Genomic DNA, 15,260 nt, shown 5'->3' with positions numbered 1-15,260 from the left:
TCTGTCGTGCCTAACTCGTGGGTCCTTCGCGGTGCCGGGCGGGTGGTTGGTTGGGGTCTCTGTGCGCCCAGATTGCCGCGGCGGTCCAACTCAGGAATCCCGGGGCGAGGCCGATTACGGTCTCTGAGTCGCTTCGTCAAGGATGTGCGGCGGTCCATCATCATGAGCAGTTGGGCGCTGATGATCGCCGCCAGTGCCAGAAGGATCAGACATGCACCAGTGCCCATGGCAACGATGCTCGCACGGTCATTCGAAGGGGAAGCGATAGACCTGCGACTCGCGGAGCTGGAAACCCAGGCGTTGGTACAAGCGGTTGGCGGCGCCGCGCTCAGGTCGCGAGGTCAGATCCACGGTCCGAGCACCGCCCGCTCGCGCCAGTCGGAGCGCCTCCTCGGTCAGCGCGGCACCAACGCCCTCACCACGTGCGCTCTCATCCACAACAACGTCTTCGATCCAGGCCCGCAGACCGGACGGGATCGGAAACATCACCAGCGTCAACGTGCCGACGATTCCGTCAGCGCCACGCGCGATCAGCACCGTGTTGGTCTCGTACGACACCAGCTCCTGCAGCGCAGCCGCATCGAGCGCCGGAGCCGATCGAGACAACTGCGGCAACAACCGCCCAAAGGCCTCCACAACCTCGTCGGTGACTTGATCCAGTACTTCAACTCTGACGGCCATCTTCAGGACCCTACAGAGACAGTTGCGGCTGACGAGGAAGGCCGAGGGGCCTGAAAGTCGGCTAAGAAGTTGGGTTTGGGGACATTTTCGGGGTGGGGAGGTCGTTCACACTTGTAAGACGGTCGTTGTGAAGGAGTCGGGCATGAGTGTTATCGGAACTCTGGTCGGATACGCGTTGTCGCTGTTCATTTTGTTGTTGCTTGCGCGGATGGTGTTGGACTGGGGGCGCGTGGTGGCTCAAGGTCCGCCGTGGGTCAGTCGGGCGCGGGCGTTCGCTCATGCGGGGACGGAGCCGGTGATTGCGCCTGTACGGCGACGGCTACGGCCCATGAATGCTGGTGGGCTGTCGTTCGATATCGCGTTCACCGTGGTGTTCATCGCCGTACTGATCCTGCGGTCGATCGCCTTCAGCCTCTAGCTCGCAGCAGGAACTAGGCCCTCCCAAGACCAGCGTGGGATGCTGAGGCCGTCGGGGACGTCGCTCTTGGTCCCGGTGTACTGCGTCATGCTCGTCGTGGTCGCCCAGGCGAAGTAGTCGTGCAACACCTGCCGGAGCGGATCCGTCAGCCCGACGTCGTCGAGAGCCTGATCGAAACAGGCGATCGCGCGACGATCCATCTCGTGATGCGGCCCGTTGCCGGAATGGGTCCGTACAACGGTCGACTCGTCGCCGAAGTCCGATGAGTAGGTGGTCGGCCCGCCCAGCGCCTCGGCCCAGTACGCCGCCAGCCGCTCGCTGTGTTGAGGGTGAAACCCATGGCTGAACGCGTGGCTGACCACCTCGTCGGCCATCACCCGCGAATGCCACGCCTCGGCCAGCCGGACCATGCCCTCGCTACCACCCGCGGCCTCATAGACGGTCTCCATCGCACCAGGATGCCAATCGCCAGAACGATTCGCGAGCGGTGCGTCGAGAAATCTCCGGATCTGCCCCGACCACAGCTCGGCCTTCTCGAAGTGGCACATATGCCCGGCTGAGGGGATGATGGCCAGTTCACTACCCGGTACTGCGGAGTGGAGGCGATGCGCCACCTCCACGGGGAATCCCATGTCCTGCTCGCCGTGCAGAATCAGGATCGGCTTGCCTGCGTCCCGTAGTACGCGCTCGGGATCGGCCGGAGCCCACGGATGCATGGCGCCGCTGATCGCTCTCTCATAGCTCCAATCGCCTTTGTCCGTACCAAGCCCGGCCCGCAGTACGTCGTACGCCGGCGCGAGCTCCAAATCCCACACGGAGACGCTCTCGCCAGCCTGCCGTCGCCGCTGGTATTCGTCCCAGCTCGCCAGTTGTGGCTCGAAGTCCGTGTACGCCGTGGTCGACGCGAGCACGAGCCGTCGTACCTGGTCAGGATGCTTCTCCAGGAACTGCATCGCAGCCCGACCACCGGTCGAGAACCCGAGCAGATCGACCTCACCAAGGCCGAGTTTGTCGATCAGCCGATGAGCATCCTCCACGACGTACTCCGGCTGCAGCGCGTCGTCCGGAAGCCCGCGGGTGCTCCTCCCACACCCGCGGAAGTCGAACAACACGATGTGGTGATCGCGCGCCAGCGGCTCGAAGCCGGGCAGGAGATAGCCATGCCCGACATCCGGCCCACCATGGATCACCACCAGCGAAGGCCGCTCGCTACGCTCCCCGAGTTCGCGCACGAACAGCGTGACGTCCCCAACGTCGACCAGCTCGCCATCATCCATGCGAAGAGGCTCCCAGCCCCCACCGACAAAACCAGGCTCACCGGCAAAACCAGGCTCACCGACAAAACCAGGCCGCACCGGCAAACCGCCTCAGTGCTTGAGGTTGTGCCCCTCGGAGGTCAGCCGCGCCCGCAGATCCTTGACCTCTGCCGGCGGCCGCGGCGCACGCCAGTTCGATTCCTCGCTACCTCGCGAGGCCGATTCCTCCGACTCACCGCGCTTCCGCCGCCGACGCCACCACATGCACCGAGCATGACGCATCACCAGGCCCAGGACCATGGGCGATGATTGCCGGACGGGGAGGTCTGCTGAAGTCGTCTCGTAGGGTCGGTGGCATGGGTGAGACTTCGAACTCCGGTACGGCGGCGCTCGCGGATGAGTTGGCCGAGTTGGAGCGGACGCGGCTCCGGTCACTCGTGGCGGCCGATGTCGCGACCGCCGACAAGCTGCACACCGCCGACGTCCGGCTGGCGGGTCCGGTGGTCCCAGGCAACGGCTCTGACCGAACCGCTAGACGCGAGCATGCATGGTGGGCGATGCGGTGACCGACATCGAGTTCGCACATCGTGCCGGACTGGCGGCGATCGGTCTCGCGAAGAACCCGAAGCGCGGACTCGAACTGGCCGATGCCGACGCGATCGTCCACAGCATGACCGAACTGGCGGACGCCGCCCGGCACGTTCCAGCCTGAAGGCGTGTCAGCCGGCGTCCCTTTCCGCCTGGCTTCTCTCGATGCAGAACTCGTTGCCCTCGACGTCGGTGAGCGTGACCCAGCCCGGGCCCTCGGGAGACCGGTGGTCTTCGTGGAGACGGGCGCCGAGGGCGAGTAGGCGCTCGACCTCCTCGTCGCGGGTGCGTTGGGTCGGCACCCAGTCGACGTGCAGGCGATTCTTGACCGTCTTGGGCTCGGGCACGCGGATGAACAGGAACCCGGGCAACGGGCTCGGTGCCTCGATGAGTACCTCGTCGTCGGCGGGCGAATCCGAGGCGGAGACGGGCCAGCCGGTGACCTCGCTCCAGAAGGTCGCCAGCTCGTAGGGATTCGCGCAGTCGATGGTCAGATGACGAAAGATCATGGCCGACTCTAACGCCGTCGTACGCCTTGTTCGACCCATATTTTCGCTGCGGAGTCAGGGTGTCGCGGATTGTCCGTGGGTGGGTCTACTGTGCGAGCCAAGGGGAACAATTGACTCGGGCAAGGAGCTTTCTGATGGCGTCACGACTGAATCCGTACATCAGCTACAACGGCAACGCGCGGGAGGCGTTCGAGTTCTACCAAGGCGTGTTCGGCGGCGAGCTGGCGATGAACACCTTCGGCGAGTTCGGCGCGTCCGAGACGCCGGATGCCGACAAGATCATGCACGCCAGCCTGGAGGCGCCGAACGGGTTCACGCTGATGGGCTCGGACACGCCGGCGGAGATGGAGTTCAAGCCGGGGACCACGATGTCGGTGAGCCTCAGCGGGGACGACGGCGATGACCTGCGCGGGTACTACGAGAAGCTGGCCGGAGTCGGTCGCCGTCACCGAGGTGTGGCGCGGGCGTTTGTGGAGTGCCGTTCCGCAGTTGGTGGTGGAGAGATCGAGCGACCACTGGATCACGTTCGCGCCGGCCGGCGCTGTCGGCGTCTACGCGACCAGCCGCGGCGTACCCGGTCGGGATGATCTCTCCCGCTCGGAGCGCAAGCTCGTCGCGATGGAAACCCTTGTCTACAACGTCATCGAGGCGCCGCTGGATCTCGCGACCCTGACCTTCTACACCCGCGGTTCGTCCACGAGCATCAATGTCGGCTGGTCCCAGCCTGACTGGAACTTCCTCGGGTGGTACGTCAACTTCGAGACCCCGTACGTCGAAACGCCGTACGGTCTCCAGACGATGGATCTCATCCTGGACCTGCTCATCGACCCCACCGGCAGCCCGAAACTCAAAGACCAGGACGACTACGACGAGGCCATCCACCGAGGCATCCTCGACGTACGGGTTGACGTGGATCAAGAAGCAGCCCGCGTACTACGCCAACTCGAACTCGCCGAAGGCCCCTTCAACCCGAGGTGGATCACCTGGCGCCCCGATGGCAGCTGGCCGATCCCGACCCTCCCGTCGGACCTCCGCAAGGAGGGCGCAGCCTGGTCAGTCGAGAGCTTCGCCTCGCCTCCGGGTTGATACGCGCCATGCGGAGGGATGCGTCAGTGGTCTGCCTCGTACTGCTTGGTCAGGGGTTTGGGGGCTTGACAGCGCCAGGCCTCGGTGAGGAGTTCTGCTAGTTCGGTGGGGTCGATGGCCGGCAGGCGGACCAGGATCGCGGGGAAGCCGTTGTAGTGGGGTTCGGTGAAGAACTTGGCCGGATCGGCCGCGAGGAGTTCTTGTTTGGCGGCCTCGCCGGCGACCGGGACCGCGAGCACCTCGGGGTTCGGGACCTTGGGCTTCTTCGGGTCGACGCGCTCGTTCCAGGTCCAGGCGAACCCTTTGTCCTTGCCCTTGTTCGGGACCGAGAAGGCGAAGCGATCGGCGGATTCCGTGACCTCGGGCAGCGCGAGTGCGAGTCGGCGTACGTCGTCTTGGTCAGCCATCCTCACGTCGTACCAGGTTGGCTGACTCCGGGACAGGGGTCACCGGTACGCCGTGGTCGAACCAGCTGACCAGGTTCGCGACGACGAGACCGCCCATCGCGTCTCGGGTCGGGACGCTTCCGGAGCCGACGTGGGGGAGCAGTACGGCATTGTCCACCTCCAGCAGACCGGGGTGCACAGCCGGCTCGTGCTCGAAGACGTCCAGCCCGGCACCGAGGATCGTCTTGGCACGAAGGGCATCCACCAGCGCTACCTCGTCGACCACGGATCCGCGGGCCACGTTGATCAGGATGCCTTCGGGACCGAGCGCAGCCAGTACGTCGGCGTTCACCAGATGCCGGGTGTCATCGCCGCCCGGGACCACAATCATAAGGATGTCGACGTCCTGCGCCAGTTCGAGCAGCGTTGGATAGTAGCGGTAGGCAACATCTTTCGCATGGCGGTTGTGATAGGCAACGGAGACGCCGAATGCCGAGGCCCGCTTGGCGATCGCCTCGCCGATCCGCCCGAGCCCGATGATGCCCATCGTGCGACCGCTCAGCGTCGACGGCGTCAGCGGATACGGCCGCTCCTGCCACTGCCCAGCGCGCAGATACCGCTCCGCCTGGGGGAGTTCGCGAACGGTCATCAACAGCAGGCCGAGAGCGGTGTCGGCGACCTCGTCATCGAGTACGCCAGGGGTGTTCGTCACCACGACGCCACGGTCCGCCGCCGCCTTCGCGTCGATCTTGTCGTACCCGACCCCGAAGCTCGCCACCAGCTGCAGCGCCGGCAACCGGTCGAGGAACGCGCCGTCGATCGTCGTACCCGCGTTGGCGACAGCAACGATGTCCTTGCCGCGCTCGGCCAGGACGGCGCCCGAGTCGGCCGCCTCCCAGAGCCGGATCACCTCGAACCGGCCGTCCAGCCCGTCCGGCACCGAGCGGTTCATCGGACCAGGCATCAAAACGGTGGGCAGCGCCATCGGATCTCCTCTGAAGGTCATCACAGCCAAATGTTCATCAACACAGCGCCCGATCAACCCTATTTCCCATCCGCCTGGCAGATCAGGATCGGGGGGTGGTGTTGCCAGTACGTCGCGCCGCGGGGGTACCGCGATCCGCAGTACCGGCCGCACCATCGGAGGGGAACAAAGTGCGCCGATAGCGCAACGGAACTTCCGACACGGCGCACTTGTGAGGAGCCGGCCATGATCATCGACTGCGCGTACTACCGGGACGGGCGTCGCCAGCATGTCGGGGCGATGTCGATCGAGGATGCCGCCGAGCGCTGCCGGGAGGGCGGCTTCGTCTGGCTCGGGCTGTTCGACCCGACCACCGAGGAACTCGATCAGGCCAGCGAGTCCTTCGGCCTGCACGAACTCGCCGTCGAGGACGCGCAGACGTTCCACCTGCGGCCGAAGGTCGAACCGTACGAGGGCGACATCCGGCTCGTCATCCTGCGCACCGCCCGGTACGACGACGAGCGGGAGGAGGTCGATTTCGGCGAAGTGAGCGTGTTCGTCGGGCCGGCCTTCGTGATCACCGTCCGGCAAGGCGTCGCGAGCGAGTTGCACGGCGCCCGGACCCGGCTCGAGCAACGGTCCGAGCTGCTGGAGAACGGCACGAACTCGGTGCTCTGGGCGATCCTCGACCAGGTGGTCGACACCTACGGCCCGGTCGTCGCCGAGTTGGAGCGCGATATCGAGGAGGTCGAGAAGACGGTGTTCGCGGGATCCGTCGCGCCGACCGAGCGGATCTACTTCCTGCGCCGCGAGGTGACCGACTTCTACCGCGCGGTGCACCCGCTCCTCGCAGTACTGGCGACTCTCGAACGCGGTGCGCGCAACACCGGTCTGCTGCCGTACTTCCGCGACGTCCGCGACCACCTGGTGCTGGTGAACGAGGAGGTCGCCGCCCAACGCGACCTGCTCACGACCGTGCTGGAGGCGAACATGGCGGTGATCTCGGTCGAACAGACCAAGGTGAGCGTCCAGCAGAACGCGACCATCGAGCAACTGACGATCCTCGCGACCGTCTTCCTCCCCCTCACCTTCGTCACCGGCTTCTTCGGCCAGAACTTCGGCTGGCTCGTCGACCATGTCAACAAGGAATGGGACTTCTTCGTCCTCGGCATCGGCGGCCTCCTCATCCCCTGCGTAGCCCTCTTCATCTGGTTCCGCCGCCAACGAGCAGCCCGCCACCGCACGTAGTACGCCGGTTAGTCTGCGGGGGTGGATCCGCGGTTGATTGTGGTCAGGGGGCCTTCAGGGGCTGGGAAGAGTTCTGTGGTGGAGGGGGTCAGGGCGGCGTACGGGCGGGGGGTGGCGTGGATCGAGCAGGATCATGTGCGGCGGATGATGTTTCAGGAGTTCGACGAGCCGGACGGGGCGAACATCGCGGCGATCGGGCAGTTGGCGGAGCTTGCGATGAGTCGGGGGTTCCACACCGTTGTCGAGGGGATCATGCCGACGATCCGGTACGGCAAGATGCTCGGCGAGTTGGTTGATCGGCATCGCGCGTTCGTCTACTTCCTGGATGTCTCCTTCGACGAGACCGTACGGCGGCATGCGACGCGGACGAAGGCGAGTGCGTTCGATGCCGCCGCGATGCGGGAGTGGTACCGCGGGCACGATCCGCTCGGCCGGCCCGGGGAAGTGATCATCGACGAGACCAGCACCCTCGACGAAACGGTCCGCAGGATCCTCCGCGAGACCGGCCTAGTTGCCGGCGCAGGTTAAGACGTGGTCATCAGGATGCGCTGATTAGTGATGGGTGAGTAGGTTACGGGGATGTCTTTCAAGGATCTCGTTTATGCCTTGTACGCGCGCCGAGTTCGGACCCAGCTGAAGGGGCGGCCGCTGCCGGAACACATCGGGATCGTGATGGACGGCAACCGGCGCTGGGCGCGCGGCAAGGGACACGCGAATCCGAGCGTCGGCCATCGGTACGGCGCGCTGCATGTGGAGAAGGTGCTCGGCTGGTGCGAGACCGCCGGGGTGAACCACGTGACCGTCTTCCTCTGCTCCACCGAGAACCTGGTCAAGCGCGGCGACGCCGAGGTCGCGTACCTGATGGAGGTCACCGAGGAGATCGTCGCGAGCCGCCTCTCGCAGCCTGGCGGTCGCTGGCAGGTCCATATCGCGGGCCTGCTGGACCTGCTGCCGGACAGTACGGCGCACGCGCTGAAGAACGCCGTCGAGGCCACGAAGGACTGCGCGACTGGGAACCACATCACGCTGGCGATCGGGTACGGCGGCCGGCAGGAAGTCGTCGAGGCGGTCCGCTCGCTGCTCGAATCCGAGGCCGACGCCGGGAACGACCTGGACAGCCTGGCCGAGACCCTCAACGCCGACGACATCACCAAGCACCTCTACACAGTCGGCCAGCCGGATCCCGACCTGATCATCCGCACCAGCGGCGAGCAGCGGATGTCGAACTTCCTCCTCTGGCAGAGCGCCTACTCCGAGCTCTACTTCTGCGAGGCCTACTGGCCCGCCTTCCGCGAGGTCGACTTCCTCCGGGCGCTCCGCTCGTACGCCGACCGCCACCGCCGCCGCGGCGCGTAGTACGAATCGTCAGCCGGTCAGCCGGTCAGCCGCAGTCCTCAGGCGTGAAGTCGGCCAGGGATACGGCTTCGGTGGCGTAGGGATCGAGGCCTTGTTTTGATCGGAGGATCATGCCGGCGGTGACACCCCCGAGCATGGTCGGGGTGAAGGTGATGCCGATGGCTTTGCTGGTGTCGTTGTCCTTGCGGCCTTGGAGCGAATAGCGCTTGGTGACGTCGAAGGCCGCGATGGGCTGGTTCGGTTTCCAGCGGCCGGCGCCGTCGGCCAACGGGAACTGGACGATCCCCTTGGGAGACTTCTTGTTGGACCATTCGGCCAGGACGGTGTCGTCTCCGGTGCTTTCGGTCCGGCCGACGTCCAAGAGTTTGAGTTCGTCGATGTCGCCCTTGCAGTCGCGCAGTACGACGATCGTCGCGCCTGAGTCGTCGACGGTCAGGCCGATCTGGCCGGATTGGCCCGGACTGCAGCCGGTCAGCAGTGAACAGATGAGCGCTGCTGCGAGCAGGAGCCGGGACGGGCGCATTCCGGCAGCGTAGGGCAGCAGGGAGTCAGAGTGAGGCGAGGTCTTCGAAGATGAGCGCCGTACGAGTGGCGAGGACTTCGGGGATGGCCTGGAGTTTTTCGAGGACGACCCGGCGGAGGCCCTCGTTGTCGGCGGCGCGGACCAGCAGGATGGCGTCGAAATCGCCGCCGACGAGCGCCATGTGCTTGACCTCGGGGATGGCCTGGAGTTGGGCGCGGAGCGTGCGCCAGGAGCTTTGGCGGAGACTGAGAGTCACGTACGCCGAGGTGGCCAGCCCGAGCTTCAACGGGTCGACCGTCGCCGTGAATCCCGTGATCACGCCGGTCTGGGTGAGGCGCTCGACCCGGGCGTAGGCGTTCGCGCGAGAGATGTGAACCTGCTCGGCAAGTGCCCGGATCGACCTCCGCCCGTCCCGCCCGAGCGCCTCGACGAGCTGCCTGTCGATCTCGTCCAGGGCCGGCGCGACGAAGTGGTGGTCGGCCTCGGGCGTGGCGGGAGCGGCCATCTGTCCAGCCTCGGCGGACGCGGGTGATGCCTTGTCGGACAAAATGCTCCTCAAACTGCCTCGAAGTGACCGAACATCTCGTGATTTTTCCAGCTATGGATCCATTTGGCCAGAAGTACGACGATGAGCCATCCGTCCGTCTCCTGCGCAGGAGGGTCCATGAACGAGCGAAGCGAGTTCATCGTCGAGCACAGTCCACTCCGCGCCTCATCGGCGCCCGGAGCGAAGCGAGGACGTCGATGACCACCGTCGAAGAGCGCTTGCTCCCCTCCGCCGAACCGGTCCAGCTGATCGATGAACACGGCGTACCGCACGACCATTCGCAGTACGAGCTGCCCGCTGAGCAGACACTGGTCGACGGTTACGCGCAGTTGGTCAAGGGTCGCCGGATCAACGACCAGGCCGGCGCGCTTGTCCGCCAGGGCCGGCTCGCGGTCTACCCGTCGTCGCACGGGCAGGAGGCATGTCAGGTCGCGGCCACGATGGTGCTGCGCGACCAGGACTGGCTCTTCCCGACGTACCGCGACACGGTGTCGATCATCAGCCGCGGGGTCGACCCGATCGAGACGCTGACGCTGCTGCGCGGTGACTGGCACTCCGGCTACGACCCGTACGAGCGGCACGTCGCCCCGCAGGCCACCCCGCTCGCGACCCAGCTGATCCACGCTGTCGGAGTCGCGCACGCCGCGAGGCTCAAGGGCGAGGACACCGTCGTGATGGCGTTGTGCGGTGACGGCGCGACCAGCGAGGGCGATTTCCACGAAGCGCTCAACTTCGCGGCTGTGTTCAAGGCGCCGGTGGTGTTCTTCATCCAGAACAACGAGTACGCGATCTCTGTGCCGCTTGCCCGCCAGACGATCGCCCCATCCCTTGCGCACAAGGGCATTGGGTACGGCATCCCGGGAGAACGGGCCGATGGCAACGACCTGGCCGGCCTGCTCGCAGTACTCGGACAGGCTGTTGAGAAAGCGCGGGCCGGTGAGGGCCCGCAGCTGATCGAGGCGCACACGTATCGCGTGCAGGCCCACACGAACGCGGACGATGCCACTCGCTATCGCAACGACGCCGAGGTTGCGCCCTGGCTCGAGCGGGACCCGCTGAAGCGGCTCGAGGGGTACCTGGTCGAGCGCGGTCTCCTCGACGATGCACGTAAGAGCGAGGTCGCGGCGGCTGCGGACGAGGCGGCCGAGGCGCTCCGGATCGGGTTGATGGAAGAGGTCCACCCGGATCCCGCGGAGCTGTTCGAGCATCTGTACGCCGGGCAGACTCCGCAATTGAAGGAACAGGCCGCGTTCCTGCGCGACGAGCTAGCGCGAGAGGAAGCCTGACCATGACGCACGTGAAGCTCACGATGGGGCAGGCGCTCAACCAGGCGCTGCGGGACGCGATGAAGGCCGACGACACCGTACTGATGTTCGGTGAGGACGTCGGCGCGCTCGGCGGGGTCTTCCGGATCACCGACGGGCTGACCGCCGAGTTCGGCGAGGATCGTTGCTTCGACACCCCGTTGGCCGAATCCGGCATCGTCGGGATGGCGGTCGGGCTGGCGATGAACGGGATGCGTCCGGTCGTCGAGATGCAGTTCGACGCGTTCGGGTATCCGGCGTTCGAGCAGGTCGTGTCGCATGTCGCCAAGATGCGGAACCGCACCCGCGGCCGGGTCTCGCTGCCGATGGTGATTCGCATGCCGTACGCCGGTGGCATCGGCGGCGTCGAGCACCACTGCGACTCGTCCGAGAGCTACTACGCGCACACTCCCGGTTTGACCGTGGTCGCGCCGGCCACTGTCGCCGACGCGTACACCCTGCTGCGCAAGGCGATCGAGCACCCCGACCCGGTGATCTTCATGGAGCCGAAGAAGCTCTACTGGGCGAAGGACGAGGTCGATCTGTCGGTCGAGCAGCCTGGGATCGGGACCGCCGTCGTACGCCGGGAAGGCAGCGACGCGACTCTGATCGCGTACGGGCCGGCGGTGCCGATCGCGCTGGAAGCGGCCGAGGTCGCGGCTGCAGATGGACGGCAGCTCCAGGTCGTCGATCTGCGGTCGATCGTGCCGTTCGACGACGAGACGGTTTGCGCGGCTGTTCGTAGTACGGGCCGGGCTGTTGTCGTTGCCGAGGCGAGCGGGTTCGCGAGTGTTTCGTCGGAGATCGTGGCGCGGGTGACCGAGCGGTGCTTCCACTCGCTGGCGGCGCCGATCCGACGGGTCACCGGGTTCGACATTCCTTACCCGCCGCCGAAGCTGGAGCGCCACTACCTGCCGGGTGTCGATCGCATCCTCGACGCGGTCGACGATCTGCAGTGGGAGGACTCGTGACCACGCAGACGTTCCTGCTGCCTGACCTCGGTGAAGGGCTGACCGAGGCGGAGGTCGTTCGCTGGCTGGTCGCGGTCGGCGACGTGGTCGCTGTCGACGCGCCGGTCGCGGAGGTCGAGACGGCCAAGTCGATCGTGGAGGTGCCATCGCCGTACGCCGGGGTGGTCGCCGAACTGCACGGCGACGCGGGTAGCACGATCGACGTCGGCAAGCCGCTGATCACCATCGGTGTGGTGGTCCCAGCCGCCGAGACCTACCGCGAGGAAGAGAAGGCCGGTTCCGGCAACGTCCTGATCGGCTACGGCACTCCAGAAGGTCAGACAACCGGCCGCCGTCGCCGCCGGAAAACGTTTGCGTCTCCCGGCGCCGGCAGCCGAGACCTCGCTGCTGCCGCTGCTGCCGCTGCTGCCGCGGGTGACGCGGAGGCTCCGCGTGCAGCTGGGCTGCGGGTGCCGTTGGTGATTTCACCGCTGGTGCGGCGGCTGGCGCGCGATGCGCAGGTCGATCTGCGGATGGTGAACGGGTCCGGTGCCGGCGGAGTGATCACTCGCCGGGACGTGGACGCAGCGATCGCCGCGTCGACGCCGGAAAACCGGGCGGCAACTGCGGAAAACGGCCCGGCAACGCCGGAAACCCGGACGGCGACAGCCGAGAGCTGGGCGGCAACGCCGGAAACCCGGACGGCGACAGCCGAGAGCTGGGCGGCAACGCCGGAAACCCGGACGGCGACAGCCGAGAGCGGGCCGGCAACGACGGAAAGTGTGTCGGTTGTTGCGGCGGGAGACCTGGCGGCGGGGCGGACCGGACTACCGGAGTTGCGGCGTACGGGGATGAGTGGGTTCCGGAAGGCGGTTGCGGCGACGTTGAGTCGGAGCCGGGCGGAGATCCCGGAGGCGACCACCTGGGTGGACGTGGATGCGACGGCGCTGGTCGAGTTGCGAGAGTCGTTGCGGACGGCAACCGATCCGGGGCCGGGGCTGCTCGCGTTGATGGCGCGGTTCGTCGTGGCTGGGCTGCAGAAGTACCCGGAGCTGAACGGGTTCGTCGACACCGAGCGCGAGGAGCTGGTCCAGTACGACGGGATCAATCTTGGGTTGGCGGCACAGACCGAGCGCGGCCTCGTCGTACCGGCGGTTGCCAACGCGCATGCGCTGACGAGCCGCGGGCTGGATGCCGAGATCCGCCGGCTGACCGCGTCCGCGCGGGATGGGCGGTTGACGACACGGGAGTTGTCCTGCGGGACGTTCACGCTGAACAACTACGGGAGCTTCGGGGTCGACGGCAGCGTGGCGATCATCAATCACCCGCAGGTGGCGATCCTCGGCGTCGGCCGGATCATCGACCGCCCGTGGGTGGTGGACGGCGAACTGGCGATCCGCAAGCTCACCCAGCTGTCACTCGTCTTCGACCACCGGGTCTGCGACGGCGGTGTAGCCGCGGGCTTCCTCCGCTTCGTCGCCGATGCCTTCGAGTCCCCAACCTCAGCCTTCGCCGACCTCTAACCCGCGGGCCGAACCGATCGACCCCGGACCGCCAACACTCACCGACCTCGCCTTCACCGCCCCAAGCCAGCTCCACCACGCTCAGCCAACCCCAAGCTCCGCCGTTTGATGAGTGTTGGCGGTCCGGCCACACCAGCCTTCGGCCAGCACGGCTGGGGTGGCGGCTAACGGAGTTGGCGGGGGCGGAGGCCTATCAGGATGGCGCGGAGGCCGGCGTCGAAGCGGGCTTGGGGGCCGGCCAGGTCCTCGCGGTTGAGGTAGGCCGCGAGGGTTGCGGCGCCCACACCCAGCTGGTCGCCCGCGGAGTCGGCCCATTGCTGTTCAGTCATCCCGCTCCGCTGGACGGTCGCGGACCAGGGCCGCGTCCGTGACGGCCGCCCCGACCACGTAGTGGAAGACGGCTGAGACCGCGGCATCCAAGTGGACACCTTTGAACCCAGCCGCGCTCAGGATCGTGAGCACGCGCTCGGCGTACGCCTGGTAGTTCGGGCCGAGCCCCGCGTGACTCGCGAGCAGTTGGGGCGCCCACGCGTGCTGCCCGAGTACGTCGTACGCAGCTCGCGCGAGCACCGTCAGCCGATCACGCCAGTCGCCGTCGTCGGCCGGCACCAATGCTTCACCGAGCACGGTGTCCACAACCAGTTCGAGCAGGTCGTTCTTGTTCGCCACTCGCCAATAGAGGGCCGACGTCGCCGCCGTACCGAGCTCAGCGGCAAGCCGCCGCATCGAGAGTTTCTCCAGGCCGTCCCGGTCGAGCATCTCGATCGTGGCCTCGACGATGTCCTCGCGACTCAGCGGCGCCCGCGTCTCGCCAGGCTCCGCGCGCAACCACACGGACCCGAGCACCGTCTTCGCATCCGCCTCGCGCGCCATGCGCCGAATCCTAGCTAAAACGCCGTCCCAGAACCTAATACGACGTTCCAGGCGAGACCTCAGGCAAACCGAATGGCCGGTCCCCGTGGGACCGGCCATTCGTGTGGGGGGAGGAGCTAGTTGTTGATCTGGGTCGTCAGCGCAGTGGCGTAGGTCGCGACCTCGGCGTACACACCGGGGTTGCCGGCGTCCGCGCAGCCGATGCCCCACGAGACGACGCCGAACAGGCGGCCGTTCAGGACCAGCGGGCCGCCGGAGTCGCCCTGGCAGGAGTCTTTGCCGCCCTCCTTGTAGCCGGCGCAGATCTCGCCGTTGGCCACGTAGCCGTCGCTCGCGTAGACGTCCCCGCAGTACGCGTCGCCGAGGACCGGCACGAGAACCTTCTGGAAGCGGTCCGCCGGGCCGGTCTGCTCGGTGTCGCCCCAGCCGTAAACGGTCGACTGGGCACCGACAGCGTCCGCTGAGCGGCTGGTCTCCAGCGGCAGAGTGGCGACGCCGGTGAACGGCGTGGTCAGCGTCATCACCGCGACGTCGTGACCGGCGACCCGGCCGTACTGAGGGTCCTTCCAGATCTTGGAGATCTTCGAGGTCTTGCCGGCCGTGCTCGACAGGCTGTCACGGCCCTGGATGGCGGTGTAGGAGCTGCGCGACTCGGTGACGCAGTGGGCGGCGGTGACGATCTTGTTCGCCTTGACCAGCGTGGCACCGCAGTACTGGCCGCTCGGCACCGGCGAGTGGTTGTTGTTCAGGGCGATCGCCCAGGGCGCCTGCGCGGTACTCGCCAGCGAGCCGCCGACGATGTCGGTCTTCGGCGGAGCTGTCCGCGCCTGGGCGGTACCGACCGCGCCGGCCGACGCCACGGCGACCGCAGCCGCGATGAGAGCCGCACGGGCGAACTTGAGCTTTCCTGTCATGCCTCACACTCCGGGTTCGTCTCGGGCCGCGAATGGGCGGAGCGGCCCTATGCGGAGAAGAGTTGTCCGAACACGGTGGGTAGCGCAAGCGATTGATTGGGCACATCGGTGACGGCGCAGTCCTGTGCCGTGAC

General features: G+C 66.8%; 21 protein-coding genes. 11 read left to right on the top strand and 10 right to left on the bottom strand.

Going from position 1 to position 15,260, the window contains the following annotated elements; translation table 11 throughout:
• Positions 1 to 246 precede the first annotated feature (246 nt).
• Positions 247 to 681: a GNAT family N-acetyltransferase gene (locus F1D05_RS17725; RefSeq protein ID WP_185448691.1), complete on the bottom strand. Its 435-nt coding sequence runs from the start codon at positions 679 to 681 to the stop codon at positions 247 to 249.
• Positions 682 to 823: 142 nt separating this feature from the next.
• Here F1D05_RS17725 and F1D05_RS17720 point away from each other — a divergent pair, with 142 nt between their 5' ends.
• The gene (locus F1D05_RS17720) at positions 824 to 1,099 is read left to right on the top strand and encodes a YggT family protein (protein ID WP_185448690.1); all 276 of its coding nucleotides are present in this window, start codon (positions 824 to 826) and stop codon (positions 1,097 to 1,099) included.
• Here the strand turns inward: F1D05_RS17720 and F1D05_RS17715 are convergent.
• Positions 1,096 to 2,376: an alpha/beta fold hydrolase gene (locus F1D05_RS17715; protein WP_185448689.1), complete on the bottom strand. Its 1,281-nt coding sequence runs from the start codon at positions 2,374 to 2,376 to the stop codon at positions 1,096 to 1,098. The two genes, F1D05_RS17720 and F1D05_RS17715, sit on opposite strands and share 4 nt — an antisense overlap.
• Before the next feature lie 335 nt (positions 2,377 to 2,711).
• Between F1D05_RS17715 and F1D05_RS17710 the strand changes: the two genes are divergently transcribed.
• Positions 2,712 to 2,921, top strand: coding sequence for a hypothetical protein (locus F1D05_RS17710; RefSeq protein WP_185448688.1), 210 nt, complete (start codon positions 2,712 to 2,714; stop codon positions 2,919 to 2,921).
• Positions 2,918 to 3,067 carry a hypothetical protein gene (locus F1D05_RS17705; protein ID WP_185448687.1) on the top strand — a complete coding sequence of 50 codons (150 nt, stop codon included), beginning with the start codon at positions 2,918 to 2,920 and terminating at the stop codon, positions 3,065 to 3,067. The genes F1D05_RS17710 and F1D05_RS17705 overlap by 4 nt, the downstream gene beginning before the upstream one ends.
• 7 nt (positions 3,068 to 3,074) lie before the next feature.
• Here F1D05_RS17705 and F1D05_RS17700 read toward each other — a convergent pair whose 3' ends face one another.
• Positions 3,075 to 3,452, bottom strand: a complete 378-nt coding sequence (locus tag F1D05_RS17700) for a VOC family protein (protein ID WP_185448686.1) — start codon at positions 3,450 to 3,452, stop codon at positions 3,075 to 3,077.
• Between the two features lie 134 nt (positions 3,453 to 3,586).
• Here F1D05_RS17700 and F1D05_RS17695 point away from each other — a divergent pair, with 134 nt between their 5' ends.
• Positions 3,587 to 4,039 (top strand): VOC family protein, encoded by a 453-nt coding sequence (locus F1D05_RS17695; RefSeq protein WP_185448685.1) that lies wholly within the window; start codon positions 3,587 to 3,589, stop codon positions 4,037 to 4,039.
• A gap of 31 nt (positions 4,040 to 4,070) precedes the next feature.
• Positions 4,071 to 4,538, top strand: coding sequence for a DUF402 domain-containing protein (locus tag F1D05_RS17690; protein WP_185448684.1), 468 nt, complete (start codon positions 4,071 to 4,073; stop codon positions 4,536 to 4,538).
• 23 nt (positions 4,539 to 4,561) lie between these two features.
• Here F1D05_RS17690 and F1D05_RS17685 read toward each other — a convergent pair whose 3' ends face one another.
• Together F1D05_RS17685 and F1D05_RS17680 are read right to left on the bottom strand one after the other, a co-directional pair.
• Complete coding sequence (locus tag F1D05_RS17685) at positions 4,562 to 4,945, bottom strand: MmcQ/YjbR family DNA-binding protein (protein WP_185448683.1); 384 nt, start codon at positions 4,943 to 4,945, stop codon at positions 4,562 to 4,564.
• The gene (locus tag F1D05_RS17680) at positions 4,938 to 5,909 is read right to left on the bottom strand and encodes a 2-hydroxyacid dehydrogenase (protein WP_185448682.1); all 972 of its coding nucleotides are present in this window, start codon (positions 5,907 to 5,909) and stop codon (positions 4,938 to 4,940) included. Before F1D05_RS17680 ends, F1D05_RS17685 begins: the two co-directional genes overlap by 8 nt.
• A 225-nt stretch (positions 5,910 to 6,134) precedes the next feature.
• On the opposite strand from F1D05_RS17680, the gene F1D05_RS17675 reads away from it, so the two are divergent.
• Genes F1D05_RS17675 through uppS form a run of 3 tightly spaced genes read left to right on the top strand, consistent with a single transcriptional unit; the run spans position 6,135 to position 8,492 of the window.
• A complete protein-coding gene (locus F1D05_RS17675; protein WP_185448681.1) occupies positions 6,135 to 7,136 on the top strand; it encodes a magnesium and cobalt transport protein CorA in 1,002 nt (333 codons plus the stop codon).
• Between the two features lie 21 nt (positions 7,137 to 7,157).
• Positions 7,158 to 7,664, top strand: a complete 507-nt coding sequence (locus F1D05_RS17670; protein ID WP_206686248.1) for an AAA family ATPase — start codon at positions 7,158 to 7,160, stop codon at positions 7,662 to 7,664.
• A gap of 51 nt (positions 7,665 to 7,715) precedes the next feature.
• On the top strand, positions 7,716 to 8,492 hold the full coding sequence (gene uppS / locus F1D05_RS17665) for a polyprenyl diphosphate synthase (protein WP_185448680.1): 777 nt from the start codon (positions 7,716 to 7,718) through the stop codon (positions 8,490 to 8,492).
• Between the two features lie 25 nt (positions 8,493 to 8,517).
• Here uppS and F1D05_RS17660 read toward each other — a convergent pair whose 3' ends face one another.
• Both F1D05_RS17660 and F1D05_RS17655 read right to left on the bottom strand, forming a co-directional pair.
• Positions 8,518 to 9,015, bottom strand: a complete 498-nt coding sequence (locus F1D05_RS17660; RefSeq protein ID WP_185448679.1) for a hypothetical protein — start codon at positions 9,013 to 9,015, stop codon at positions 8,518 to 8,520.
• Positions 9,016 to 9,040: 25 nt separating this feature from the next.
• Entirely contained in the window at positions 9,041 to 9,520 is a 480-nt protein-coding gene (locus tag F1D05_RS17655; protein ID WP_185448678.1) for an Lrp/AsnC family transcriptional regulator, read from the bottom strand.
• Between the two features lie 239 nt (positions 9,521 to 9,759).
• On the opposite strand from F1D05_RS17655, the gene F1D05_RS17650 reads away from it, so the two are divergent.
• Genes F1D05_RS17650 through F1D05_RS17640 form a run of 3 tightly spaced genes read left to right on the top strand, consistent with a single transcriptional unit; the run spans position 9,760 to position 13,339 of the window.
• On the top strand, positions 9,760 to 10,848 hold the full coding sequence (locus tag F1D05_RS17650; protein WP_185448677.1) for a thiamine pyrophosphate-dependent enzyme: 1,089 nt from the start codon (positions 9,760 to 9,762) through the stop codon (positions 10,846 to 10,848).
• Between the two features lie 2 nt (positions 10,849 to 10,850).
• On the top strand, positions 10,851 to 11,837 hold the full coding sequence (locus F1D05_RS17645) for an alpha-ketoacid dehydrogenase subunit beta (protein ID WP_185448676.1): 987 nt from the start codon (positions 10,851 to 10,853) through the stop codon (positions 11,835 to 11,837).
• On the top strand, positions 11,834 to 13,339 hold the full coding sequence (locus F1D05_RS17640; protein ID WP_185448675.1) for a dihydrolipoamide acetyltransferase family protein: 1,506 nt from the start codon (positions 11,834 to 11,836) through the stop codon (positions 13,337 to 13,339). The genes F1D05_RS17645 and F1D05_RS17640 overlap by 4 nt, the downstream gene beginning before the upstream one ends.
• Positions 13,340 to 13,503: 164 nt before the next feature.
• Here F1D05_RS17640 and F1D05_RS40395 read toward each other — a convergent pair whose 3' ends face one another.
• From F1D05_RS40395 to F1D05_RS17630, 3 genes are all read right to left on the bottom strand, one after another.
• A complete protein-coding gene (locus tag F1D05_RS40395) occupies positions 13,504 to 13,668 on the bottom strand; it encodes a hypothetical protein (protein WP_246486785.1) in 165 nt (54 codons plus the stop codon).
• Positions 13,661 to 14,212 carry a TetR/AcrR family transcriptional regulator C-terminal domain-containing protein gene (locus F1D05_RS17635; protein WP_246486784.1) on the bottom strand — a complete coding sequence of 184 codons (552 nt, stop codon included), beginning with the start codon at positions 14,210 to 14,212 and terminating at the stop codon, positions 13,661 to 13,663. The genes F1D05_RS40395 and F1D05_RS17635 overlap by 8 nt, the downstream gene beginning before the upstream one ends.
• Positions 14,213 to 14,328: 116 nt before the next feature.
• A complete protein-coding gene (locus F1D05_RS17630; RefSeq protein ID WP_185448674.1) occupies positions 14,329 to 15,126 on the bottom strand; it encodes a S1 family peptidase in 798 nt (265 codons plus the stop codon).
• Positions 15,127 to 15,260: the final 134 nt, after the last annotated feature.

The organism is Kribbella qitaiheensis, from assembly GCF_014217565.1.
Taxonomy (GTDB): Bacteria; Actinomycetota; Actinomycetes; order Propionibacteriales; family Kribbellaceae; genus Kribbella; species Kribbella qitaiheensis_A.
Note: the sequence above shows the minus strand (reverse complement) of the source record. Positions and strands in the feature narration are given on the sequence as shown.